The sequence below is a fragment of the Bradyrhizobium japonicum USDA 6 genome (assembly GCF_000284375.1).
Lineage (GTDB): Bacteria > Pseudomonadota > Alphaproteobacteria > Rhizobiales > Xanthobacteraceae > Bradyrhizobium > Bradyrhizobium japonicum.
In genome coordinates this window covers 7,174,055-7,198,423 of the sequence record NC_017249.1, presented here as the reverse complement: position 1 = coordinate 7,198,423, position 24,369 = coordinate 7,174,055, and the positions used below count along the sequence as shown (strand labels likewise).

Below are 24,369 nucleotides of genomic sequence, written 5' to 3'. Positions count from 1 at the left end.
TTGAGGATGTGGCGCCCGGTATGCGGGCAGCATGGAGATTCCCGGATGCCACATCCGGTCACGCGTGCGCCGGGGCCGAGCGCGCGCGTTACATGTGATGGTCGTTGGGATCCCTGCGGACATCGCCGACATAGAGAATGACCGTCTCCTTGCCGAGGTTCTTCCACCAGTGCGAGGTGCCGAACACTTCAGGACGGATGTCGCCGGCCTTGTGCACGATCGGATCGACGCAGTTGGAGGCGTATTCGACGATCTCGCCTTGCTGCACGAAGATCAGGGCCGGGCGATCGTCATGGCTGTGCCAGGGAACGATGCCGCCGGGTTCGATCGTCAGCCTGCGGAAGCGCAGTTCGCGGCCTTCGATATGCGCCGGCTGCTTGCCGAGGTCGATCGCGCCGAGCGTGACGTCGGTGACGCCGACCGGCTTGGTGTCGACCATCTGATGCGCATTCGGCTTGATCTTGTCGGCCGGGCACTCGCCGGCGAAAACCGGCGTTGCAAATGTCAGCGCCCCGAGAACGGCGACGCCTGCCCAAACCACGCGCGACACTGTGAGATGCCTGGACATCGAAAGTCTCCTCTGTTGGCCGCAACCTCGCTGGTCGCCGGCTATGGCAGGAGCTTCGTCGAGACCGCGTCGATGTTGAAATGCCGGCTTGCTTTCGATGCGATAGCCCCGCGCTATGTTGATGCGCGGCGGCTATCGAACCGATTGGGCAACGGCATTTCCGCTTCCGGGGGATCTGGCGTCCGATGGCAGGGCGCCCGATTGGCGGGCGTTCACGTCAATCCGGAGAAGCATCTCATGACGAAAGTGTCCAAAACCCTGATTTTTACCGCCGCCTTCGCGGTCATCGCCACGTCGGCCTTCTCGGAAGCGGCCTGGGATCTCAAGGCCGGCATGGCCTATGTCTATGGCGGTCCCGGCAAGATGTCGGCGATGGCGATGGCCCCCGCCGAGAAGAACCACGACGCCATGATGAAGCACGCCAAGAAGGTGCCCGAGAACACCGTTTTCTTCATGGACAACGGCACGCTGTATTCGGCGTCGGGACGGCTCGATCCGACCGGTAATTTCTACGTGAACTGAACCGGGTCCCGGCATCACGGTCGCCCCTTGCGGGCGGCCGAGCCGGGAAACTACTATTCGTCCCTCGAATGCCGGAGCAGAAGATGACGTCTCTTTCGCCAGCCGACGCCGAGCAGCTCAAGCTTGCCTTCCTGCGCTGCCGCGACATGGAGGGCACGCTGAACGACCAACTCCGCGCCTATGCCGACGCCAGCCGTGAGGTCTTCCCGGCCTATGGCGAGGCGGTTGATCGCCTGGTGGTGCGATTGAACGGCAACGGCGGCGGCGAGACCGCGCCGCGTCCGGGCGATGCGATGCCGCCGTTCATGCTGCCTGACGAAGGCGGACGTCTCGTCGCGCTGCCTGCTCTGCTGGCGCGCGGCCCGGTCGCGGTGATGTTCTTTCGCGGGCACTGGTGTCCATATTGCCGCCTCAACATGAGGGCGGTGGTCCAGGCCGAGGTGCGCATCAGAGCGATGGGGGCGCAGATTGTCGCAATCATGCCGGAGACGCAGGAATACACCCAACAGCTCAAATCGGGCTCCGGAGCGCCGTTTCCGATCCTGACTGATCTCGACAACGGCTATGCGCTGTCGCTCAATCTCGCAATCTGCCTCGGCGCCGAGATCCAGGATCTGCTGTCGTACCAGGACATGGCGAAGTTTCACGGCAACGACGGATGGATGCTACCGATTCCGGCCGTGTTCGTCGTCGGCCGCGACGGATTGGTGAAAGCGCGCTTCGTCGACCCTGATTTTCGCAAGCGCATGGAGATCGACGATCTGCTCGAGGCGCTCGAAGACGCGAGCCGCGAGCGTTGAAGCTCGCGTCGTCCAGCCGCCTCAAGTTACCCCGCAATTTCCCGCCAGTCCGCGCCGCGCAGCAGGCGCATTACGGCGTTGGCGACCGCCGTGCGCTGGCGGCCTGCCACGCCGTAGAGGCTGACCGTGCGGCGCGCGTCGAGCCCGGCGACTGCGGTACGCTTGAGGCTGTCCGGTACCGGCGAGGTGTGCGGCATCATGGCGACGCCGATATCGGCCTCGACCAGTTCGATCAGGTCGCGCTCGCTCGAAATCTCGTGGCCGTGATCGACGTCGATGCCGTGTTCGCGCAGGCTCGCGGAGATGCGCCGGGAATGTTCGCAATAATTGCGGCCGAGCAATTGCTCCGCGCGCAAATCGTCCGGCTCGATCGTATCGTGACCGGCGAGGCGGTGCTCCCGGCTGACGACGAGATCGAACGTCTCGGTGAACAGCGGCCAGACGTCGAGCCGCTCCCAGGCCTCGTCGATCTCGGCGGCAATGCCGAGCTCGGCTTCGCCTTTCTTCAGGAATTCCGCGACCTCGCGGCTCGAGCCACGCAGGAAATGGAATTCGAGCCGGTTGAACTGGCGCCTGATCTCGTTGAGATGCGGAATGAGCAGCGCGAGGTCGATCGAATGCGTCAGCGCGATGCGCAGCGCACCGATCTCTCCACTCTTGAACGAGGAGGCGAGCGAGCGTGCGCCGGCGGCGGCATCATAACACTGCTTCAACAGCGGATGCATGCGCTGGCCGAGCTCGGTCAATTGGGCCGCCGGGCGCTCGCGGCGAAACAGGTCGCCGCCGAGCTCGGCCTCGAGCTGCTTGATCGCGCGCGTCAGCGAGGGCTGCGTCACGTTGCATTCCTCGGCGGCGCGCGTGAAATTCAAGAGCTGCGCCACCGCGAGGAAATAGCGGACCTGGTGCATTTCCATGGATCGGCTCCCAGCGAGATCGACCGGAAATCTAACCGATCGGGGCAGGGAATGATATCCTGCGGCAATAGCGGGTGCCTATGGTTTCGGAAGCCAGCCGGCATTTCCAAAAGGACCGGCAATCGCCGAGAACGGCAGGACGTAACAATGGCCTTACACCTGACGAATGATAACGATAGGCTCGACAGGAGCAAGACATGAACGGCATGCAGGACAACGGGCAACGAAAGAGTATGGACCTGCCGGGTCAGGTCGTCCTGGTGCTTCAGGGCGGCGGCGCGCTAGGCTCGTACCAGGCCGGCGTTTACCAGGCGCTCCACGAGGCCGGCATCGAGCCGGACTGGATCATCGGCACCTCGATCGGCGCCATCAATGCGAGCCTCATTGCGGGCAACGCGCCGGAGCACCGGCTGGCGCGCTTGAGGGAGTTCTGGAAGCGGATGGAGCAAACGCCGGTCTGGGACTGGCGCGCCGCGTTTCCCGGCTTCAACGAGAAGCTGGCCTATTGGTCGACCGTGACCCACGGCATTCCAGGTTTCTTCCGCCCCAATGCGCTGGCGCATGCCGGGGATTCCTATCCGCTGGGCGCCGATCACGCCGGCTTCTATTCGACCGCGCCGCTGGAGAAGACGCTGAGCGAGCTGGTCGATTTCGATCTCGCCAATCGCTGCGCGCCGCGACTGACGGTCGGTGCGGCCCATGTCGGCACCAGCGAAATGCGCTATTTCGACAGCCGCGACGGCGAACTGACGGTGAAGCATGTCATGGCTTCGGGCGCGCTGCCGCCGGCCTTCCCGGCGGTGCGCATCGATGGCGAGCTCTATTGGGACGGCGGCATCCTGTCGAACACGCCGACGGAGGCCGTGTTCGACGACAATCCACGCAGGGATTCGCTGATCTTCTCCGTGCATCTGTGGAATCCCGTCGGCGCCGAGCCGACCACGATGGCGGAGGTCTTGAACCGCCATAAGGACGTGCAGTACTCCAGCCGCATCGCGAGCCAGATCATGCGGCAGCAGCAGGCCCATCGCCTGCGCCACGTCATCAACCAGCTTGTCGCGCGGTTGCCCGAGAGCGAGCGCAACGATCCCGCGGTGAGGGAGTTGATGAGCTACGGCTGTCCGACCCGCATGCATGTGGTGCGGCTGCTGGCGCCGCAGCTAGAGCGCGAGACCCACACCAAGGACATCGACTTCAGCCCGTCAGGCATCACGCGGCGCTGGCATGCGGGCTATGCTCACACGAAATCGGTGTTGGCGCGAAAGCCGTGGATCGGCGACTTCGATCCGCTCGCCGGCGTGGTGCTGCACGAGCATATGGACGAGATGCCGATGGCGGCGGAGTAGGGCCGCCTCCGCTTTCATCGAATTGCCACAGGCCCTGCGGATTGTCGGCCGTCGTCCGCCTCTGAGAGGCCCTGCAGTTGGTATCCGGGAACGATCTGGAATTGGCCCTTGATAAGGTCCGCGCTGACGCGGCGGGACCGGTTGCCGGCGTGTTCGGTCCTGACACGGTGACCTGGCGGATCGACCGGGAGGCCGTCATCTTTCTCGGCGCCGGCCGCGCGCTGTTGTTGCAGCTGGCGCATCCCTGGGTCGCGGCCGCCATCGCGGAGCATTCGCGCACCCTTGCCGATCCGATCGGCCGCTTCCATCGCACCTTCGACATCGTCTTTGCCATGGTGTTCGGCTCGCTCGACCGGGCGCAGTTGTCGTCCCGGCAATTGCATCGGCGCCACAGCATGATCGTCGGCGAGATGCCCGAGACCGTCGGTCCGTTCGCGGCGGGCTCGCGCTACTGCGCCAACGACATTCCGTCGCTGCGCTGGGTTCATGCGACGCTGGTCGAGACCGCGGTGATGGCGCATGACCTGGTCCTGCCGCCGCTCTCAGTGGAGGAGCGCGAGCGCTACTGGCGCGAGAGCCGGAAGTTCGGCGCCTTGTTCGGACTGACGGCGGACGATTTGCCCGCGGACTGGTCCGGCTTTGTGGCCTACACCGCGGCGATGGCGCAGTCGGAGACGCTGACCGTCAGTCCGGCGGCGCGCGAGATCGCCGCGCAGATCCTTGGTGGCGCCCGTCCGTGGCTGCGGCCACCGCGATGGTATCGCGCGCTCACGGCGAGGATGTTGCCGGAGCGCCTGCGAGCGGGCTTCGGGTTTGAATTCGACGAGCGCGACAAGAGGGCAGCCGACAATGCGCTGAAATGGATCAGGCGCGTCTATCCGAAATTGCCGGACCGGCTGCGCTATGTCGGTCCCTACCAGGAAGCGCAGGCACGGCTGCGGGGCGAGCCGCAGCCCGACTGGATGACCCGGTGTCTCAATCGCGCCTGGATCGGGCGGCCGCAAATGGATGTGCACGGGAAGGGGTGAGGGGCGCGATGGCCGCCGCTACCGTCATTGCGAGGAGCGCTTGCGACGAAGCAATCCAGACTGCCGCCGCGGAGACAGTCTGGATTGCTTCGCTGCGCTCGCAATGACGGAGTATGAGGAAGCACCTCAGCCTCACACCGACGCCAGCTTCCGATACAGCGCGCTGTAGCTGCCGGCCGAGATGCTCCAGGAGAACGATCGCCCCATCGCGCTGCGACGCATGGAGTCGAGCTGGTCCTGCGCCATGAAGGTCGAGAAGGCGCGGCGGACGCCGCCGAGGAAGGATTCGTGTGAGGGCTTTGAGAACAGAAAGCCGGTCTCGCCGTCGGTGATAGTCTCGGCGAGGCCACCGGTCTGGTGACCGATCGGCAACGAGCCGAAACGCTGGGCGTACATCTGGCTGAGGCCGCACGGTTCGAAGCGCGACGGCATCAATGTGAAATCGCTGCCCGCGAAGATGCGCCGCGCCTGGGCCTCGTTGAAGCCGATCGTAACCCCGATCGCGTCGGGACGGCGGCGATGCGCGTCGATCAGCGCCTGCTCAAGCGCCGGCTCGCCGGAGCCGGTGACCACGATCTGCCCGCCGGCATCGATGATCTCGTCGGCGGCCGACAGCACGAGGTCGATACCCTTCTGGTGCACGAGGCGTGCGACGATCGCGAACATCGGGCCGCGCGACACCGCGAGCCCGAACTGCTTGCGCACGTAATCCGCATTGGCCTTCTTGCCGACCCAGTCACCGGCGCCGAATTGCTGGGCGAGCTGGGCGCAGGAGCGCGGGTCCCAGCTCTCGTCGATGCCGTTGAGGATGCCGGTGAGCTCGGCCGCGTCGGAGCGGACACGAAGCAGGCCTTCGAGGCCGCAGCCGAATTCCTCCGTCGTGATCTCGCGTGCATAGGTGCCGCTGACGGTGGTGAGGTGCGAGGCATAGACCAGCCCGGCCTTGAGGAAGGAGAGCTGGTCGTAGAATTCGACGCCGTCGATATGGAAGGAGCTCTCGGGGACGCCGATCCGCCGCAGCGAGTCCTTCGGGAAGAGTCCCTGGTAGGCGAGGTTGTGGATGGTCAGGATCGACGGCAGCTTGGCCCCGCGCCAGGCGAGGTAGGCCGGCACGAGCGAGGCCTGCCAGTCATTGGCATGGATCAGGTCTGCTGCCCAATTCTTGTCCAGCTTGCCCATGGCAAGCTCAGCGGCTGCCGAGGCAAAGCGCGCAAAGCGAATGTCGTTGTCCGGCCAGTCGCGTCCGGACTCGTCGCCATAGGGATTGCCGGGCCGGTCGTAGAGTTGTGAGCACAACAGCACATAGACCGGCAGCCCGTCCCTGGTCGCGGCACGGCCGAGCGAGCAGGCCGGCATCTCCGCAAACGCCGGGCAGCGGCCAACGATCTGAATATGCGTGAGTTGTTCGATGATGTCGCGATAGCCGGGCAACATGACCCGGATATCGGCAAGAGGGCGAAGCGCCCTCGGAAGGGCAGCGGAAACGGCGCCGAGTCCGCCAACGCGGACGAAATCGTCCATCTCGGTTGTGACGAACAAGACCCTCAAGAACAGCTGCCCTCTTCCGATCCCGTCTGTTGCTATGCAAGAACGGGTCCAGTTGTCCCGGAATTCCCAAGCCCGCCCGCGAGACGCGTCCGTTCGGTAAAGACTTTCCTACTCACCCGCCGCCCTCTAGGGTCGGCCATCAACAAGAAAGAACTTCGATAGTTCCTAAGGGGCCGAGGGGGCGTAAGCAGGCATGCCGTTAGCAGATAAGCATGAGGGGACGACGACAAAGGCCTTCGCGGGCCTCAGGGTCCTGGATTTTTCGACCACCATCGCCGGTCCCCACTGTGCGCGGATGCTTGCCGACATGGGCGCCGAGGTCATCAAGATCGAGACCGACGGCGGCGAGACGATGCGGACCCGGCCGCCGCTGCGCAAGGGGTGCAGCACCGTGTTCGGCCAGCTCAATGTCGGCAAGAAGAGTGTCGTGCTCGACCTCAAATCCGAGGACGGCAGGGAGGCGGTGCGTCGACTGGTCGCGACCTCAGACATCCTGGTCGAGAATTTTCGCCCGGGCGTGATGCGCCGCCTGCGGCTCGACTACGACAACCTGCGGCCGCTCAACCCCCGGCTGATCTATTGCTCGATCTCGGGCTACGGCCAGAGCGGCCCCTCGGCCGAGCTGCCGGCCTACGCGCCGGTGATCCATGCGGCTTCGGGTTATGACATGGCGCATCTCGCCTATCAGCCCGGCCGCAACCGTCCAGATTATTGCGGCATCTACCATGCCGACGTCGTCACCGGCACCTACGGTTTTGGCGCGATTGCGTCTGCGCTCTATCAGCGCACCGTGACCGGCCTCGGCCAGCACGTCGACGTCTCCATGCTGGAATCGATGCTGACCTTGACGGTGATCGAGCTGCAGAGCTCGCAATTCGCGGTGAAGCCACCGCCGCGCCCGATGTTCGGGCCGACCGAGACGGCCAATGGCTATGTCATGATCACGGTCGCGAGCGAGAAGACGTTTCAGTGCCTGATGGGTGTGATCGGCCGCCCCGAATGGATTTCCGATCCGCGCTTCTCCACCTACGCCGCGCGCCGCGAGAACTGGGCCGACATGATGGACGGCGTCGAGGCCTGGTCGCGGCCGCTCACGACCGACGCGTGTCTTGTCGCGCTTGGCGCGGCGGGCGTGCCGGCCTCGGCCTATCGCACCGTGTCCGAGGCGCTGGCCGATCCGCAACTCGCGCACCGGCAGGCGCTCTCGTCCGTGGAGGACGAGGGTGGCTCGTTCCAGGTGCTCAATCTGCCGTTCCGGATGTCGGGCGCCGACACCACGCCCGGCAAGCAGATGGCCGTGCTCGGCGAGCACACGGACGCATTGCGCGAGGAGATCGGCCTCGCCGACGATGCGCCAATTCCGTCAGGCAAAACGGCTGCGACAAACTGAGCGCATCGCAACACCACTACAGCGTTTGATCTCTCGCGTGTTCCTCTTGCCGTGGCGAGCATTTATCGCCAAGCTCGCCGCCGAGTCATTCAACGATCCGAAACATCGGACGAGGGATCCCGGGAGGAACCATGACGACCCTTGCTGCCAAGGCGCGCAGGCACGCGCCGATTTTCCTTGTTGCGGCATTTGCTCTCCTTCCGCCGGCTGAGCCGGCGCAGGCGCAGAAGGCGGGCGGCAGCATCACCGTCGGTCAGGAGCTGGAGATTACGGGCTTCGATCCGCTCAAGGTCGGGGTCTACGACACCTCGACCTTCACCGCTGCGGCCGCGATCTTCGATACGCTCACCACGCTCGACGAGAAGGGCGAGGCCGCGCCAAAGCTCGCAGTATCCTGGACCCATTCCGACGACTACATGAGCTGGACCTTCAAGCTGCGCGAGGGCGTGAAATTCCACGATGGCACGCCGTTCAATGCGCAAGCCTTCAAGGAGAATTTCGACCGGCAGAAGGACCCCGCCAACAAGTGCCGCTGCGCCTTCTACATCACCAACGTCAAGGAGGTGCTGGCGCCCGACGAATACACCGTCGTCTACAAGCTCACCGACCCTTCCGTGAATCTGCCGGCGGTGATCACCATCCAGAGCCAGAACAACGTGGTGCATTCACCGACGGCCTGGAAGACCAAGGGCGACGACTACAATCGCAATCCCGTCGGCACCGGTCCCTACATCCTGAAATCATGGACCGCCGGCGACCGCATGGTTCTGGAGAAGAACCCGGACTACTGGAACAAGGGCCGTCCCTATCTCGACCGTATCATCCTGAAGCCGCTGCCCGACGCGCAGTCGCGTTTCGCCTCGCTGCAATCGGGCGAGGCCGATATCATCTGGGACGACGAGAACGACGCCGACAACATCATGAAGGCGCAGAAGGACTCCAAGCTCGCCGTGCACACCTACAAGGGCTCGGGCGCGCAGGTCTATGCCTTCAATACCAAGGCCGCGCCGTTCGACGACGTCCGCGTGCGGCAGGCGCTGGTGATGGCGATCGACCGTCCAAAGATGTCGCAGGCGATCAGCAATGGCCTGAGCCGGCCCGCGACCAATCCCTACGGCGACGGCTCCTGGGTCAAGTGCAAGGACGACGGCGCGCTGCCGTTCGACGTCGAGAAGGCCAAGGCACTGATCAAGGACTATGGCAAGCCGGTCGAGTTCAAGACGCTGGTGACCGCGACGCCCCGCGGCCGCATGATCGGCCAGGTGCTCCAGCAATTCTGGAAGCGCGTGGGCGTCAACATGGAGATCGAGCAGGTCGACCAGGCCACCATTCCGCCGCGCGCCTTCATGCGTCAGTTCCAGCTCATACCCTGGCGCATCGTCGACCTCGCCGATCCCGATCCGCAGATGTATGCGAACTTCCGCAGCGGCAGCCCACTGGCGCTGGCCAGCTTCGCCGATCCGGAGCTCGACCGGCTGCTCGACCACTCCCGCGTCACCGCTGATCCCGCCGCGCGTATCGAGGACTATTGCGCAATCAGCCGCCTGATCAACAAGGAGGCGGTCTGGTTCTGGACCTTCCAGAACACCTATTACGCGCTGTCGAGCGCCAAGCTGAAGGGCTTCCCAAAAATGTACAACGGCGTGATCGACGTCTCGACCGCCTGGCTGGAATGACCACGCGATGCTGAACTTCGTCGTGCGGCGGCTCCTTGCCATCCTGCCGGTGCTGCTCGCCGTCTCGCTGCTCACTTTCCTGATCGCCTCGCTGCTGCCGGGAGACCTTGCCTATGTCATCCTCGGCGATCAGGCGACGCCGGAGAATGTCGCGGCGTTGCGCCGTGACATGGGGCTCGACCAGCCGCTGTGGTGGCGTTATCTGAGCTGGCTCGGTCACGTCCTGCAGGGCGATCTCGGCCGCTCCTTCCGCACCGGACAGACGGTGTTGCAGGCGGTGGCTGAGCGCATTCCGGTCTCGCTCGAGCTGATGCTGATGGCCGAATTCATCGGGCTCATGATCGGCGTGCCGCTCGCGATCGCATGTGCCGCGCGCGCCGGCGGCGCCTTCGACCGCTTCATGACCGGCAGCGCCTTCGCCATGCTGTCGATGCCGTCCTTCCTGATGGCGATTTTGTTGATCTATCTGTTCGCGGTCGAGCTGCGCTGGCTGCCGGCGACCGGCTACGTGCCGTTCACCGAGGAGCCGCTGTCGAACCTGCGCTTCTTCGTGCTGCCGGCGCTGACGCTGGCGCTGGCGGAATGGCCAGGGATCATGCGGGTGTTGCGCTCCGACATGATCGCGACCCTGCAGGAGGACTATATCGCGCTCGCCAAGGCCAAAGGCCTCAAGCCCGCGCGCATCCTGTTCGTGCATGCGCTGAAGCCATCGTCGCTGACCCTGGTGACGGTCACTGGCATCAATATCGGCCGCCTGCTGGGCGGCACGCTGATCGTGGAATCGATCTTCGCGCTGCCGGGCATCGGCCGCCTGCTGGTTGGCGCGATCTACACCCGCGACCTCGTCATCCTCCAGGGCGTGGTGCTGCTGGTCGCCTCGGGTTTCGTCATCGTCAATTTCATCGTCGACATGCTCTATGCCGTGCTCGATCCCAGGATCCGCCATGGCCACGCTTGAGCTCTCCATCCAGGACGAGGCGTCCGCGCCCGTCCGCCGCGGCCGCAAGCTCGGCCTGTTGTTCTGGTTCGCGAGCGCCTGGCTCGCGATTGTCCTGACACTCGCGATCCTTGCGCCGGTGCTGCCGCTGCAGAATCCTGTAGACATGGACATGCTGGAGCGCCGTGCCGCGTCCTCCGGGGAACACTGGCTCGGCACCGACGGGCTCGGCCGCGACGAATTCGCCCGCCTGATCTTCGGCGCGCGCGTCTCGCTAACGGTCGGGCTGATCGCGCCGATGATCGGCCTTGCGGTCGGCGGCGCGCTTGGTCTCCTCGCCGGCTATTTCCGCGGCCGGTTCGAAACGCTGGTGGTCGGCAGCATGGACGTGCTGCTGGCGTTTCCGCCGCTGATCTTCGCGCTCGCGGTGACCGCCTATCTCGGCCAGTCGATTCCCAATCTCACCCTGATCCTCGGCGTGCTCGGCATTCCCGCCTTCATGCGCGTGGCGCGCGCGGCCACGCTGACGCTGGCGCGGCGCGAGTTCGTGATCGCGGCCGAGGCGCTCGGCGCCAGCCATGCGCGCGTCCTGCTGCGCGAGCTGCTGCCGAACGTGATCCTGCCGCTGCTGGCCTTCTTCCTGCTCGGCGTCGCCGTCACCATCGTGGTCGAGGGCGCGCTGTCCTTCCTCGGGCTCGGCGTGCCGCCGCCGATGGCGAGCTGGGGCAGCATGATCGGCGAGGGGCGCGACAGCCTCGACGTCGCGCCGCGGCTGGCCTTCCTGCCGGCAACAGCGTTGTTCTTGACCGTGCTGGCCTTCAACCTGGTCGGCGACACCTTGCGGGCGCTGACCGACCCGCGTCAGGGGGCGCTGTGAGCGCGCCGCTTCTGACCATCGAGGACGTGGCGGTCGAGCTGCCGACCCCGCGCGGCAATTTGCGCGCCGTGGATCGTGTCGACCTGTCGCTGGAGGCGGGCCGCACGCTCGGCATCGTCGGCGAATCCGGCTGCGGCAAGACCATGCTGTCGCGCGCGGTGCTTCAGCTCCTGCCGAAGAAGGCGAAGCTGACCGGACGCGTGATGTTCGACGGCGAGGACCTGGTGCGGCTCGACTCCGAGCGTCTGCGGAGACTGCGCGGGCGCGACCTCGCGGTCGTGTTCCAGGACCCCATGACCTCGCTCAATCCGGTGCTCACGATCGGCACCCAGCTGATGGAGACGATCCAGGAGCATCTCGAGCTCGATGCGCCGGCGGCCCGCAAGCGCAGCATCGAGCTGCTCGCCGCCGTCGGCATTCCGGCGCCAGAGCAGCGGCTCGCGCAATATCCGCATCAATGTTCCGGCGGCATGCGCCAGCGCATCGCGATTGCGATTGCGCTGTCCTGCGAGCCGAAACTGTTGATCGCGGACGAGCCGACCACGGCGCTCGACGTCACGATCCAGGCGCAGATCCTCGATCTGCTGGCGCGCGAGCAGCGCCGCCGCCACATGGCGATGATCATCATCACACACGATCTCGGCGTCGTCGCCGGCCGCGCCGACGAGGTCGCGGTGATGTATGCGGGCAGGGTGGTGGAGCGCGCGCCGACGCAGGCGTTGTTCAAGCGCATGCACATGCCCTACACTGAGGCGCTGCTGGCGGCGATCCCGAAGCTGGAGACCGCGCCGCATACGCCGCTGCCCGCCATCTCAGGCCGTCCGCCCGATCCGACCCGGCCACTCAAAGGCTGTTCCTTCGCGCCGCGCTGCCGCTATGCCGCGGGGCGCTGTCACGAGGCCAAGCCCGAATTGAAGGGCGCGGAGATGCCTGATCATCTCTATGCCTGCTTCCATCCCATCCAGATGACGGAGGGGATTGGCGCATGATGCAGTTTGCCATGCCCGCTGAGCCGCTCCTGAACGTCGACAACCTCGTCGTCGAATATGGTCTCGGCAACAAGACGGTGCACGCGGTATCCGGCGTCAGCCTCCAGGTCGCGCGCGGCGAGACGCTGGGGCTGGTCGGCGAATCCGGCTGCGGCAAGTCGACGCTGGGGCGCGCGGTGCTGCAATTGCGCCGCGCCAAATCTGGCCGCGTGCTGTTCGACGGTGAGGACCTCACCGCGATGGAGGGCGAGGCGCTGCGCAAGATGCGCCGCCGCGTGCAACTGATCTTCCAGGACCCGATCGCCTCGCTCAACCCGCGCCGGCGCATCGGCGACATCGTCGCCGAGCCGCTGATCATCGCCGGCGTCAAGGATGCCACGGAGCGCAAGCGACGCGTTCACGAGGTGCTGTCCGCGGTCGGGCTCGACCCTGACATCGTGGCGAGCCGTCTGCCGCACGAATTCTCCGGCGGCCAGTGCCAGCGCATCTGCATCGCGCGATCGCTGGTGCTCAACCCCGAATTCATCGTCTGCGACGAGCCGGTCTCGGCCCTCGACGTCTCCATCCGCGCGCAGATCCTCAATCTGCTCGAGGAGATGAAAGCACGCTTCGGCCTGACGCTGCTGTTCATCGCGCATGACCTCGCGGTGGTGAAAGCGGTCAGCGACCGCGTCGCGGTGATGTATCTCGGCCGGCTCTGCGAGGTCGGGCCGTCGGAACAGTTGTTCGCGAGGCCCGCACATCCCTACACGGACCTGCTGTTGCAGGCGATCCCGGTGCCCGATCCCGACGTGCGTCCCGTCGAGAGTGTGGCGACCGGCGAGCCGCCATCGCCGATTGCGCCGCCGTCGGGCTGCCGCTTCCGCACCCGCTGCCCGCGGGCCGACCAGCGATGCAGCGCGGAGATACCGGAGTTGCGTGAGGTCGCGCCCGGCCAGTTCGCGGCTTGCCACCATCCGCTGGCCTGAACTAGAGCCCGTTCCGATGCGATCGGAACGGGGCTCTAGATTCTCGTTTTGACGCGTTTTCTTTACGCGAACCGGTATTCACCTCGCTCGAAAACGCTGTAAGACGGCTCCCGGATTTGTTTCGCCCCGCCGGGCATGGCATGGTGGCGACGACAAGAAGTATGCCGGAGGACGCCGATGAAGAGTTTCAAGGTCGCCGATTTCAAGGCGCCGCTGCAGGAGTTCGACGAGGCCACGCCGCAGCCGTCGGGCACGCAGGTGCTGATCAAGGTGAAGGCCGCGGGCGTCTGCCACAGCGACCTCCACATCTGGGAAGGCGGCTACGATCTCGGCCACGGCCGCAAGCCGCTATCGCTGAAGGACCGCGGCATCAACCTGCCGCTGACCATGGGCCATGAGACGGTCGGCGAAATCGCGGCCTTCGGCCCCGACGTGAAGCCCACCGACCAGGGCGATCTCAGGCTCGGCGATGTCGGCCTCGTCTATCCCTGGATCGGCTGCGGCAAGTGCGCCACGTGCCTGGCCGGTGACGAGAACATGTGCCTGACGCCGCGCTCGCTCGGCGTCTATTGCGACGGCGGCTATTCCGACCACATGCTGGTGCCGCATCCGCGCTATCTGCTCAACCTCAAGGGGCTCGATCCCGCGACGACCGCGCCCTATGCCTGCTCGGGTGTCACCACTTACAGCGCGCTGAAGAAGGTCGAGCAGCATTTCGACACGCCGATCGTGATGTTCGGCGCCGGCGGCCTCGGCCTGATGGCGTTGTCGCTGCTGAAAGCGATGGGCGGCAAGGGCGCGATCATGGTCGACATCGACGCCAGGAAGCGCGAGGCCGCCGAAAAGGCCGGCGCGCTCGCGACCGTCGATCCCAAGGCGCCGGACGCGCTGGAGCAGCTTGCGAAGAAGGCGGGCGGGCCGATCCGCGCCGTGATCGATCTCGTCGGTAACGCCGCGACCACGCAACTCGGCTTCGATTGCCTGACCAAGGGCGGCAAGCTCGTCATCGTCGGCCTGTTCGGCGGCGGCGCGACCTGGGCGCTGCCGCTGATCCCGATCAAGGCGGTGACGATCCAGGGCAGCTATGTCGGCAATCTGCGCGAGACGCAGGAGTTGCTCGACCTCGTGCGCGCGAAGAACGTGCCGCCGATTCCGGTGACGCGCCAGCCGCTCAACAAGGCCAATGACGCGCTGGTGCAATTGCAGCAGGGCGCGGTGGTCGGCCGCACGGTGCTGACGCCGTAGTGAATTCGTCGTTCCGGGGCGATGCGAAGCATCGAACCCGGAACCTCGAGATTCCGGGTTCGGTCCTGCGGACCGCCCCGGAATGACGTCTCTCTCTCAGGAACCCCCATGTCCGCAAACAACGCCTTCCACATTGCCGTGCTCGCCGGTGACGGCATCGGTCCCGAAGTCATGGCACCGGCCGTCGAGGTCCTGCGCAAGATCGAGGCGAAGTCCGGCCTGAGCTTCCGCTTCACCGAGGCGCCCGCCGGCGCCAACAATTATCTCGCGACCGGCAAGTCGATGCCCGATTCCACCATCAAGCTCTGCGAGGAGGCCGACGCGATCCTGCTCGGCGCCTGCGGTCTGCCGTCGGTGCGCTATCCCGACAACACCGAGATCGCGCCGCAGATCGAGCTGCGCTTCATCTTCGACCTCTATGCCGGCGTGCGCCCGGCGCGGCTCATTCCGGGTGTGCCGAGCCCGATCGTCGGCGCCGACCAGCGCGGCATCGATCTCGTCGTGATCCGCGAATCCACCGAAGGCCTGTTCGCCTCGATGGGCAAGGGCGTCGTCACCCATGAGGACGCGCGCGAGACCATGGTGATCACGCGCAAGACCTCCGAACGGCTGTTCGAGTTCTCGTTTCGGCTCGCCGAGCGGCGCAAGGCGCGCGGCAAGCCGGGGATGCTGACCTGCGTCGACAAGGCGAACGTGTTCAAGGCCTTTGCGTTCTTCCGCGGCATCTTCGACGAGATCGAGAAGAAGCATCCTGATGTGAAGACCGACCGGCTCTATGTCGACGCCTGCTCGGCGATGCTGGTGAAGCGGCCCTGGGATTTCGACGTGATGGTGATGGAGAACATGTTCGGCGACATCGTCTCCGACATCACCGCGAGCCTGATCGGTGGCCTCGGCATGGCGCCGTCCGCCGACATCGGCGACAAATATGCCGTGTTCCAGCCCTGCCACGGCACCGCACCCGATATCATGGGGCAGGGTAAGGCCAATCCCACCGGCATGATCCTGTCGGCGGCGATGATGCTGGACTGGCTCGCCGACAAGCACGGCGTCGAGAGCGCGGCGGAAGCCGGCGAGCAGATCGAGCGCGCGGTCGATCAGGTCTACGCCGGCGGCATCAAGCCGATGGAGTTCGGCGGCAGCAATGGCACGGCCGATATCACGAGGGCAGTGCTGGCGGCGCTTTAGGAGGCACCGTGTCGCAAGACGTCGCCTCTGAAGGGTTTGGACGACCATGAGCAGACCAGTCCCCGAACACTATCGACATCTCCGGACCTTTGCCTTCGGCGACAGTCCGGCGCTCGCGGATGAGTTGCTCGAACTCGTCGTCAAGGGTGTCAAGACCGCGACGTGCAGCACGGAAGACGAGCCAAACACGTCAACGCCGGGTGAGCGCTGGGTCGTACTCGACGGGCGCGGAGAACCGCGCTGCGTCATCGAATCCGTCGAGATCACCTATCGGCGCTTCAATGACGTCGACGCCGCGTTTGCGCACGATGAGGGCGAAGGCGATCGAAGCCTTGCCTATTGGCGTCACGCCCATCGGACCTATTTCGGCCGGCTCGGGCGTTTCAATGAGGACATGATGCTGATGTGCGAGCGCTTTCGCCTGATCGAGGTGTTTGGTGATCTCCCGCCTTCGGAACCGTAGCTGATGGTCGCATAGGCCTCTTATTTGAGGGCGGGAGGTCCGCCCGCATCTCAAAGCGTCTGCTTTGATAGGTTGGTTAGGGGCAAGATTCGCAGGAGCGCGTACCAAGCAAGCCTGCTTGATCAGATTGCCCATTTCGGCCGCTGTGAGTTTCGCGCAAGTCGCGGCATACAATTATACCCTGCGAAAACCTGAACTTTTTCCATCGCTCAGGACTTATAGTTGCGTCCCGGCGTTCGCGCCTTGGGGTCCAGAGAGCTTCAGCCGCCGCCGGGGCGTCGCCGAGGGCTCTCTTTCGTGCCGCCGCGAAGAGCCGGGGCATGATGTACAGCTCTTTGGCACTTCTTGACTTGATTTCACCAAGCGCAGGAGGAGCCTATGCGGAAGTCTCTCACCTTTTTCCTTTCTGGCGTGGCATTGGCCGTCGCGGCGTCAACCGCCGTAGCCGGTGAACGGGTGCTTGAGTTCAAGCTCGTCACGAAGCCGATCGACGTTAAGGTCATAGAGGCCGCAAACGTCGAAGGACAGACGGTTATGTCTGGCAAATTCTTCGGTGTCGCCGTCTTCAACGATGGCCGTATCGGAGTGAAAGAGTTCGTCAATGCTTCGGATTCGCTCAAGGGGGCGGGCCCCTTCTTTGGCTATAGCACTTACACCTTCGAGGACGGCTCGATTACGGCGCGTTACACCGGCTTGGCCAAAGACGGCAAATCAACGGGCGAATACACGATCCTTTCGGGCACAGGTTCCTATGCGAACGCCACGGGCACGGGAACGATTGAAAGCGCACCGAACCCCTTCAAGGGCGTCAACCTGTTCAACATAAAGCTCGTCGTTAAAACGTCCGGCTCATGACAGCGTAATGTTTGCAGGTCCCGCGCGAGCGATGTTGATGCCTCGCGCGGGCTATTGGCCCGGCTGGCGCCACATTGCCAGTCGGCGCGGCCATGACGGGAGCCGCGACATTGAACGCGGCGCCCGGTCATGACTCGTTGAGCCTACTCGGCTGCAATCGTGTGCATGCTCCCGCTTTGGCCAGTGCTTCTGAACACGAAGCCCTCGTAGCCCTTCTCTGCGACCTCGGCGCACTTTCTGCGGTATCCGCCCACGCCCTCCGGGCCGAGATAGGGCATGAATCGACGCGGCTTGCCTTCTATGTTGGCGCCCATGTACCAGGAATTGGTGCCGGGCATGAGGGTCGAGTTCACGATTTCGGCGACGTGGGCGCCCCATGCGTCCTGCGCCTGCGGGCTCGCCTCAATCGTCGAAAGTTTGTTTCTTCGCATGTGGGCGATGCATTCGGTGATCCATTCGACATGCTGCTCTATCGAGACCGGCATGTTCGACAGCACCGAAGGGCTTTGCGGACCCGTGATCGTGAACAGGTTGGGATAACCGGCGATCGCCAGGCCAAGATAGGTCTGTGGGCCATCCGCCCATTCTTGCGCCAGCGTCCGGCCGCCGCGACCCTTGATGCCAAGGTTCTTCAGCGGGCCGGTCATCGCGTCGAAGCCGGTGGCGATGACGATGATGTCGAGCGGATACTCCTTGCCGCCCGCTCGAATGCCATTCGGCGTGATCTCCTCGATGGGACCGTCGGTGCTCGCGTCCACCAGCGCTACGTTCTTCTTATTGAAGGTCTCAAAATAGTTGGTGTCCAACGGTTGGCGCTTGGTGCCGTAGGGGTAAGACTTGGGCGTCAACTTCTCGGCGATCGCCGGATCGTTGACGACCGAGCGGATCTTTCGCTTGAGGTAGTCGGCGATGACGTCGTTCGCCTCCTTGGAAAAGAACATGTCCTGATAGTTCGCCAGCCAAAAGGCGAAGCCGCCCGCATCCCACATCTTGTCGAACTGCCGCTCGCGTTCCTCGGGCGTCGTCTCGAGCACCGATTGCGGTATGAAATTCAGCTCGAACCCGAAGAAGGAATCCTTGATGCGCTGCCGGATTCCGTCGTAATCGGCCTTGCGCGCCCTGGTGACCTCGGGATCGACACGGCCGTTGCGGGCCGGCACGCAGAAGTTCGGCGTGCGCTGGAACACGGTCAAGTGCTTGGCCTGTTGCGCGATCTCCGGAATCGCCTGCACCGCGGTGGCTCCCGTGCCGATGACGCCTACACGCTTCGCGGTGAAGTCGACACCATCGTGCGGCCACCGGCTCGTGTGATAGCACTTGCCCTTGAAGGAGCTCAGCCCCTCGATCGGCGGTACGTTCGCGGTCGATAGGGCCCCGACGGCCGGGATGACATAGCGCGTCGTCACGGCGTCGCCCTTGTCGGTGCGTACGGTCCACAGCTCAGTGTCCTCATCAAAGAGAACTTCGACGACGCGCTTGCCGAACTGGATGTCGGGCTTCAGGTCGAAGCGCTCGGCGCAGTGCTCGAGGTAGCGCAGGATCTCGTCCTGCTCCGGGTAGCGCTCGGACCAGTTCCACTCCTGCAACAGGTTCTTGTCGAAAGTGTAACAGTAAATGTAGCTGTCGGAGTCGCAGCGCGCGCCGGGATAACGATTCCAGTACCAGGTGCCGCCGACACCGTCGCCGGCCTCGAACACCGTGACGTTCAAGTCAAGCTTGTCGCGCAGCGAATGCAGCATATACATGCCGGAGAACCCGGCGCCGATGATGATCGCATCGAAGTCGGCTTTCGCGCCAGCCCGTTGCGCGGATTCAATATTTGTCATGACCTGCCTCGCGTTGTGAGAATTCTCCGTGCATTCGTGTTCAGTGGTTCTCCGCCTTGTGAAGGCGCCCGCCTGCGGGAGCAGAACAGAAGCTCCGTGCCATCTGACAGCCCGCGCTCACGGCGCCCTCGCTCCATCGAGTCTGGAAAGCGGAGGCGCCGTGGCGCAGGTAGGTCGCTCGCCCGGCACTACGCCGCGGCGCGCGCCTCGCCGGTGGCGTAGGCGGCAGTCTCGAATTCCATGTAGCCGCCGAAGGAGGTCGGGTCGCCGAACGGCAGGATCTGCGTCGCCCAATACCCGCCGAACCCGTTCTTGCGATCGATCCAGTAGAACGTGTTGGCGAGTCCAGCCCAACCGATAGCTCCGGCCGGTCGGCCGGTCGGCGCGTCCTCGTCGTTCACCATGAAGGTCAAGCACCAGGACTTCTTCAGGCCGGGAAAGAACTCGGCATCGTTCGACAGGCTCGGAATGATGCCGGGTAGCATCGTGACGGTCTGATGTGCCTGCAGGCCGTTCCGTACGGCGGCCTCGACCGTTTCCTTCTTGAGCACACGACCCTGCGATCCGGCCCCGTCGTTCAGCCACATGCGAATGAATTTCATGTACTCACCGATCGAGCCATAGAGACCGTGGCCGCCCATGTGGACCTCTGGCTCAGGCGGCAGTTGCATATCGGGGAGGGGAGTGAGCGATCCGTCGGCTTCGCGTTGGTGAATCGTGGCGAGGCGCGAACGCATCGCAGGGGTCAGCGAAAAGGCGATGTCCTCCATGCCGAGTGGCGCAAAGATCCGCTCCCTCATCACCTCGCCAAGGCGCTTGCCGCGGATGCTTTCGACGACTTGGCCGGCCCAGTCGATGTTGCTGCCATATTCCCATTTGTCGCCAGGATCGAACAGTAGCGGCGTGTTCAGGGATGCCTTCGAGCAGGTCACCACGCTCGGCTGGCCGCGCTCCTGTGCCAAGCGAAGGTAATTGGCGTTGAAGAAATCGTAGCCAAGCCCGGCGGTGTGCAGCATTAGCATCCGGGTCGTGATGTCGCGCGCCGGAGCTCGCAGTTTCGGATTGCCCTTGGCATCGAACCCGGTGAGCACCTCGAGCTTGCCAATGTCAGGCACGTAGTTCTTGGCTGGGGCATCCAGGTCGAGTTTGCCGTCCTCGACGCATTGCAGGACCGCCGTGCCAGTGATGGCCTTCGTGGTCGAGAAGATCGCGAACACGGTATCGGTCGTCATTGCCTGGCGTCCGCCAAGGCTGCGCTCGCCGGCCGAGCCTTCATAGATGTTGGCCGAGCGATCCGTGATCATCGCCACCACGCCGGGAACGCGGTCCTTGCCAGTCACGACCTTTTGCAGAATCCCGTCACATGCGCTTTTTAGATTGATACCCATAGGCGTTTCTCCCGTTGCCATGTTTGATCACGTGTTTCTCGGCAGTCCGTTGGCGGTTCGCGCCAAATGACATAGACGGTTGGGCTGTACTGAAGTTGGGTACGGAGCCGATTGCCCCGATGAGGGTGCGCGAACGAAATCCCGCCGCGGCTCTGGCAACAAAAACAACTGGAGTGTTGATCATGTGGTGGCTCCAGGTCCGCATCGCAATTCGACCGAGCGCTCGAAACGTAGACCGTTTTCCTCCGATCGACCACTCCGATAATTCTTCAGAGGCTGGTCAGCGATGCTGACACGGATCTATCCAAGCCGTATTGCTCGTCAATCGGCAGGGGCAGGTCATTGTACGAGCGCATTCGCGCTGCTTGGTTTGGCGCGGCCGGACGCCGAGGCTACTTGCCCGTAAACTGCGGCTTGCGCTTTTCCATGAAGGCCTGCCGGCCCTCGCGAAAATCCGCGCTGTCCATGCAGGCGTGACCGATCGCCTTGATCGCCTCCAGGTCGCGCTGGCTCTCGTCCTTCAACACCTGAGCGATGGTGATCTTGGCGGCCTTGATCGCGAGCGGGGCGTTCTCGGAGATGGTCTGCGCGATCGTCATCGTCTCACCCCACAACTCGTCGATCGGGAACAAGCGCTCGACGAGGCCAATGCGCAGCGCCTCGGCGGAATCGATCCGCATGCCCGTGTACATCAGAAGCCGCGCCCAGGACGGACCGACCAGCGACACCAGATGCTTCAAGCCGTCATAACCATAGGCGATGCCGAGTTTTGCCGCGGGAATGCCGAACTGGCTGCCATGTGCGGCGAGGCGGATGTCGGCGAGCATCGCGACCTGCATGCCGCCGCCGAGGCAAAAGCCCTCGATGCAGGCGATGGTCGGCTTGGGATAGTCGGCGAGCAGTGCGCGCTGGGCGGCGCTGCGCCTGGCATATTCCTCGGACGCCGCCGCGTTATGGCGGGTCTTCTCGAACTGGCTGATGTCGGCCCCGGAGACGAATGCCTTGCCGCCGGCGCCGCGAAGGATCACGACGCGAACCGTCTCGTCATCGCGCAGGCTCGTCAGCGCCTCGCCAAATCCCTCCCACATCTCCAGCGACATCGCGTTGCGCTTGTCGGGATTGTTGAAGGTGATCACGCCGACGCCGTCGATGACCTGCTTGAGGATCCTGCCGTCGGCATGGGGTGTTTCGGTCGTGCTGGAAATGTCAGGCATCGCGCGCTCGCTGTCGTAGGCCGGGCGCAATGTGCGGCCGGGGCGCGGCCCGGGTCAACCGCGACGAGGGACGCGGCTTTGCATCCGCCTGTGCCGCGATTGCATGGCGCGAGAAGCGGTTGTTCCTTGAGCATGATCTTTTCGGAAAGCCGCTGCACACTTTTCCGGATCATGCTCTACTGCGTTACGTGCATGTGAGCGGTCAGGGGATGGCTGCCGGCATTGCTGAAGAAGGCCGTCTCTTCGGCGGTGGCCTCCAGCAACTGCTCGTCCTGATTATAGACGTCGTTGCGGAACTGGACGGTCTGATCCTTGGTCATCCATGCCGTGAGGTAGATCCAGGCCACCGGCACCTTCTTCGCCATGGCGACCTCGAGGTGCTGGCCGCTCGCAATCTCCGCATCGATTGCGGCGCGACTCCATTTCGGCTGGTCCTTCAGCAGCCAGGCGGCGAGATCGCGCACGTTGTCGACGCGCGAGCAGCCGTGGGAATCGAAGCGATAGTCGTCGCTGAACAGATTGCGCTGGTTGGTGTCGTGCATATAGACCGAATAGGCGTTCGGCATGTCGATCTTCACCGCGCCGAGCGCGTTGAAGGTGCCGTTGTGCTGGCGCACGGTGAAGTTCGGCGTGTGCGTGCCCGACCAGTCGACCGAATGCGGGTCGATCGGATTGTCGTGGGCGTCGAGCACCTCCATGTGCATGCGCGACAGATAGGTCGGATCCTTACGCATATGCGCCGAGATCTCGGTCTTGGCGATCGAGGACGGCACCGTCCAGGTCGGATTGAGCACGACGCTGGTGATCTGGGCCGTCAGGGTCGGCGAGGGCTTCTCGGTCTTGCCGACGATGACGCGATAGCGCCGCACCACCACATCGTTCTCGACCGCTTCGGCAAAGGCGGCGGGGATGTTGACCACGATATAGCGCTGGCCGAAGCCGAAATTCAGGGGCGGGATCGGTTCGCGAAATCCGCGACAATGGCGGGCCGGGAAACCGGCAGCAAGAAATCCGCAAGAAAAAAGGGCGGCCTGGCCGCCCCGAAAGGAAAGCCGCGCGGAAGCGCGCGGACTGGTCTCGTTCAATCCGGCCGCGCCCCCGTGACGCGGCGGATTGAACATCGGCCGTAGAGGTCAGAGCCCGATCGGCTCAGGCCTCGTTCGCTGCGATCGATTCCATCAGCGAGACGAGCTGACGCTGCACCGTCTGGTCCTTGATCTTGCTGTAGGCGCGCAGCAGGCGGAGGCTGAAGGCGGAATCGAGGAAGAGCAGGCTCTCGACTTCGCGCGCCTTGTTGTCGCCGTCATAGAAGAAGGTCACGGGCACATCGAGGGCGGTGGCGATCTGCTGAAGCCGGGCCGCGCCGACGCGATTGACGCCCTTCTCGTATTTCTGGACCTGCTGGAAGCTCACGCCAAGCTTCTCACCGAGCTCGGCCTGCGAGATCTTCATCTCGACGCGCCGCAGGCGGATCCGCTTGCCAAGCTCAATGTCCGGCTTGCCGGCACTGCGCTGCTTCATTCTTTTCGCCGCTGCTTTCATACTCTCACCTTTGTTCTTCGGTTGAAAATCCCCCGAAGAGCTGGGTCAGGGGTTCGCCCATATACTCGTCCTTGAATTCATGCGGATGCACGAACTCTTCCTTAAACCACGGGAATCGCGCCGGATTGAAAGCTTCGATCAGCCAGTCAATCATGTGCCGGACGCGTGGAATCCGGCCGCTACCGGGATGGTAGGACAACCAGATATCCAGCGGCCTGTTCAGCTCGACCTCCAGTGGAATCAACTTCCCGCCAAGCGCAATGGCGTAGCTCGGGAATACGCCGATGCCGGCGCCATTCGCGACCGCCCAATAATTGGCGCTTGAGACGTTGGTCTTCATGACCAGCAGGTCACGTTCCGGAACGCCTGGGAAGAAGCTCTCGAAGGTTTCCTTGGCGGCAAGCTGGTCGGCGAATTGCAGCACCAGGCGGTGCTTGATCAATTCGAGTGCCGAGCGCGGCGTGCCGTGTTTCTCAAGGTATTTTTCCGAAGCCCAGAACATCAGGTGCATGCGGCCGAGCCGCACCAGCTTGACGTCGAGCGCGGAGGGACGCGACAGATGGATGGCGACGTCGGCCTCGTGACGGGAGACGTCGGCCGAGCGCATCGCGCAATGCAGGTCGACCAGGATCTTCGGATAGGCCTGCTGGAATTCGACCAGTCGCGGGGCGAGCCAGAACGTCCCGAGACCCTCGGTGACGGCCACGCGAACCTCGCCGGACAGGGCGTTGGCCGTCGAATCGCTGGTGCGCAGCACGTCGAAGGCAGCCGCCTCCATGCGCTCGACCGCGGAGACGACCAGTGCACCTTCATCGGTCAGATGCGTGCCGTGGACGTCGCGGGTGAACAGGGTGGTGCCGGTCTGGCGCTCGAAATCATCAATCCGGCGGCGCACGGCGTTGATCGACAGCGACAGGCGTTCAGACGCCGAGCGAAAACTGCCGCATCGAACGACTTCCAAGAATATGCGGGCCGCATCCCAGTCGGAGAGGCCGCTGATGTTGATCTTTGGGCGTTCCTCCAGTGGAACGCCCCTTTCCGCCAAGGAGTGCATACAAGTCCCTTCGGGTTGCTAAACTGGCAGA

24 protein-coding genes are annotated in these 24,369 nt (G+C 64.2%); 14 read left to right on the top strand and 10 right to left on the bottom strand.

The window, feature by feature from the left end:
• Positions 1–88: 88 nt before the first annotated feature.
• Positions 89–568: a cupin domain-containing protein gene (locus tag BJ6T_RS33705; RefSeq protein ID WP_014497057.1), complete on the bottom strand. Its 480-nt coding sequence runs from the start codon at positions 566–568 to the stop codon at positions 89–91.
• Between the two features lie 237 nt (positions 569–805).
• Here BJ6T_RS33705 and BJ6T_RS47590 point away from each other — a divergent pair, with 237 nt between their 5' ends.
• Together BJ6T_RS47590 and BJ6T_RS33695 are read left to right on the top strand one after the other, a co-directional pair.
• Positions 806–1,090: a hypothetical protein gene (locus BJ6T_RS47590; protein ID WP_028169765.1), complete on the top strand. Its 285-nt coding sequence runs from the start codon at positions 806–808 to the stop codon at positions 1,088–1,090.
• Positions 1,091–1,173: 83 nt separating this feature from the next.
• Entirely contained in the window at positions 1,174–1,890 is a 717-nt protein-coding gene (locus BJ6T_RS33695; protein ID WP_028169764.1) for a peroxiredoxin-like family protein, read from the top strand.
• 26 nt (positions 1,891–1,916) lie between these two features.
• Here BJ6T_RS33695 and BJ6T_RS33690 read toward each other — a convergent pair whose 3' ends face one another.
• The gene (locus BJ6T_RS33690) at positions 1,917–2,804 is read right to left on the bottom strand and encodes a LysR family transcriptional regulator (protein WP_014497054.1); all 888 of its coding nucleotides are present in this window, start codon (positions 2,802–2,804) and stop codon (positions 1,917–1,919) included.
• A gap of 197 nt (positions 2,805–3,001) precedes the next feature.
• Here BJ6T_RS33690 and BJ6T_RS33685 point away from each other — a divergent pair, with 197 nt between their 5' ends.
• Positions 3,002–4,150, top strand: coding sequence for a DUF3734 domain-containing protein (locus BJ6T_RS33685; RefSeq protein WP_014497053.1), 1,149 nt, complete (start codon positions 3,002–3,004; stop codon positions 4,148–4,150).
• Between the two features lie 77 nt (positions 4,151–4,227).
• Positions 4,228–5,178, top strand: a complete 951-nt coding sequence (locus BJ6T_RS33680) for an oxygenase MpaB family protein (RefSeq protein WP_014497052.1) — start codon at positions 4,228–4,230, stop codon at positions 5,176–5,178.
• 132 nt (positions 5,179–5,310) lie between these two features.
• Here BJ6T_RS33680 and glgA read toward each other — a convergent pair whose 3' ends face one another.
• Positions 5,311–6,726, bottom strand: a complete 1,416-nt coding sequence (gene glgA, locus BJ6T_RS33675; protein ID WP_014497051.1) for a glycogen synthase GlgA — start codon at positions 6,724–6,726, stop codon at positions 5,311–5,313.
• 193 nt (positions 6,727–6,919) lie between these two features.
• Here glgA and BJ6T_RS33670 point away from each other — a divergent pair, with 193 nt between their 5' ends.
• The 10 genes from BJ6T_RS33670 (at position 6,920) to BJ6T_RS33625 (ending at position 17,314) form a co-directional block, all read left to right on the top strand.
• Positions 6,920–8,116, top strand: coding sequence for a CaiB/BaiF CoA transferase family protein (locus BJ6T_RS33670; RefSeq protein ID WP_014497050.1), 1,197 nt, complete (start codon positions 6,920–6,922; stop codon positions 8,114–8,116).
• A 131-nt stretch (positions 8,117–8,247) separates the two neighbouring features.
• Positions 8,248–9,792, top strand: a complete 1,545-nt coding sequence (locus BJ6T_RS33665) for an ABC transporter substrate-binding protein (protein WP_014497049.1) — start codon at positions 8,248–8,250, stop codon at positions 9,790–9,792.
• A gap of 7 nt (positions 9,793–9,799) precedes the next feature.
• Positions 9,800–10,750, top strand: coding sequence for an ABC transporter permease (locus BJ6T_RS33660; RefSeq protein WP_014497048.1), 951 nt, complete (start codon positions 9,800–9,802; stop codon positions 10,748–10,750).
• A complete protein-coding gene (locus BJ6T_RS33655; protein WP_014497047.1) occupies positions 10,737–11,606 on the top strand; it encodes an ABC transporter permease in 870 nt (289 codons plus the stop codon). Before BJ6T_RS33660 ends, BJ6T_RS33655 begins: the two co-directional genes overlap by 14 nt.
• A complete protein-coding gene (locus BJ6T_RS33650) occupies positions 11,603–12,595 on the top strand; it encodes an ABC transporter ATP-binding protein (RefSeq protein ID WP_014497046.1) in 993 nt (330 codons plus the stop codon). The genes BJ6T_RS33655 and BJ6T_RS33650 overlap by 4 nt, the downstream gene beginning before the upstream one ends.
• On the top strand, positions 12,592–13,563 hold the full coding sequence (locus BJ6T_RS33645) for an ABC transporter ATP-binding protein (RefSeq protein WP_014497045.1): 972 nt from the start codon (positions 12,592–12,594) through the stop codon (positions 13,561–13,563). Before BJ6T_RS33650 ends, BJ6T_RS33645 begins: the two co-directional genes overlap by 4 nt.
• A gap of 177 nt (positions 13,564–13,740) precedes the next feature.
• Positions 13,741–14,808 carry an alcohol dehydrogenase gene (locus BJ6T_RS33640; protein WP_014497044.1) on the top strand — a complete coding sequence of 356 codons (1,068 nt, stop codon included), beginning with the start codon at positions 13,741–13,743 and terminating at the stop codon, positions 14,806–14,808.
• 108 nt (positions 14,809–14,916) lie between these two features.
• Positions 14,917–15,996 (top strand): isocitrate/isopropylmalate dehydrogenase family protein, encoded by a 1,080-nt coding sequence (locus BJ6T_RS33635; RefSeq protein ID WP_014497043.1) that lies wholly within the window; start codon positions 14,917–14,919, stop codon positions 15,994–15,996.
• A gap of 46 nt (positions 15,997–16,042) precedes the next feature.
• Entirely contained in the window at positions 16,043–16,459 is a 417-nt protein-coding gene (locus tag BJ6T_RS33630) for an ASCH domain-containing protein (protein WP_014497042.1), read from the top strand.
• Between the two features lie 378 nt (positions 16,460–16,837).
• Entirely contained in the window at positions 16,838–17,314 is a 477-nt protein-coding gene (locus tag BJ6T_RS33625; RefSeq protein WP_014497041.1) for a hypothetical protein, read from the top strand.
• A 143-nt stretch (positions 17,315–17,457) separates the two neighbouring features.
• On the opposite strand, the gene BJ6T_RS33620 is transcribed toward BJ6T_RS33625, so the two are convergent.
• From BJ6T_RS33620 to BJ6T_RS33595, 7 genes are all read right to left on the bottom strand, one after another.
• Positions 17,458–19,140: a flavin-containing monooxygenase gene (locus tag BJ6T_RS33620; RefSeq protein ID WP_014497040.1), complete on the bottom strand. Its 1,683-nt coding sequence runs from the start codon at positions 19,138–19,140 to the stop codon at positions 17,458–17,460.
• 188 nt (positions 19,141–19,328) lie between these two features.
• Positions 19,329–20,528, bottom strand: coding sequence for a methyl acetate hydrolase AcmB (acmB, locus tag BJ6T_RS33615; RefSeq protein WP_014497039.1), 1,200 nt, complete (start codon positions 20,526–20,528; stop codon positions 19,329–19,331).
• Positions 20,500–20,712: a hypothetical protein gene (locus BJ6T_RS46135; RefSeq protein ID WP_144038018.1), complete on the bottom strand. Its 213-nt coding sequence runs from the start codon at positions 20,710–20,712 to the stop codon at positions 20,500–20,502. Before BJ6T_RS46135 ends, acmB begins: the two co-directional genes overlap by 29 nt.
• Positions 20,713–20,920: 208 nt before the next feature.
• On the bottom strand, positions 20,921–21,742 hold the full coding sequence (locus BJ6T_RS33610) for an enoyl-CoA hydratase (protein ID WP_028169763.1): 822 nt from the start codon (positions 21,740–21,742) through the stop codon (positions 20,921–20,923).
• Between the two features lie 176 nt (positions 21,743–21,918).
• A complete protein-coding gene (locus tag BJ6T_RS33605) occupies positions 21,919–22,662 on the bottom strand; it encodes a L,D-transpeptidase family protein (protein ID WP_240537923.1) in 744 nt (247 codons plus the stop codon).
• A 229-nt stretch (positions 22,663–22,891) separates the two neighbouring features.
• Positions 22,892–23,263 carry a helix-turn-helix domain-containing protein gene (locus BJ6T_RS33600; RefSeq protein WP_014497036.1) on the bottom strand — a complete coding sequence of 124 codons (372 nt, stop codon included), beginning with the start codon at positions 23,261–23,263 and terminating at the stop codon, positions 22,892–22,894.
• 25 nt (positions 23,264–23,288) lie between these two features.
• Positions 23,289–24,338 (bottom strand): LysR family transcriptional regulator, encoded by a 1,050-nt coding sequence (locus tag BJ6T_RS33595; protein WP_014497035.1) that lies wholly within the window; start codon positions 24,336–24,338, stop codon positions 23,289–23,291.
• Positions 24,339–24,369: the final 31 nt, after the last annotated feature.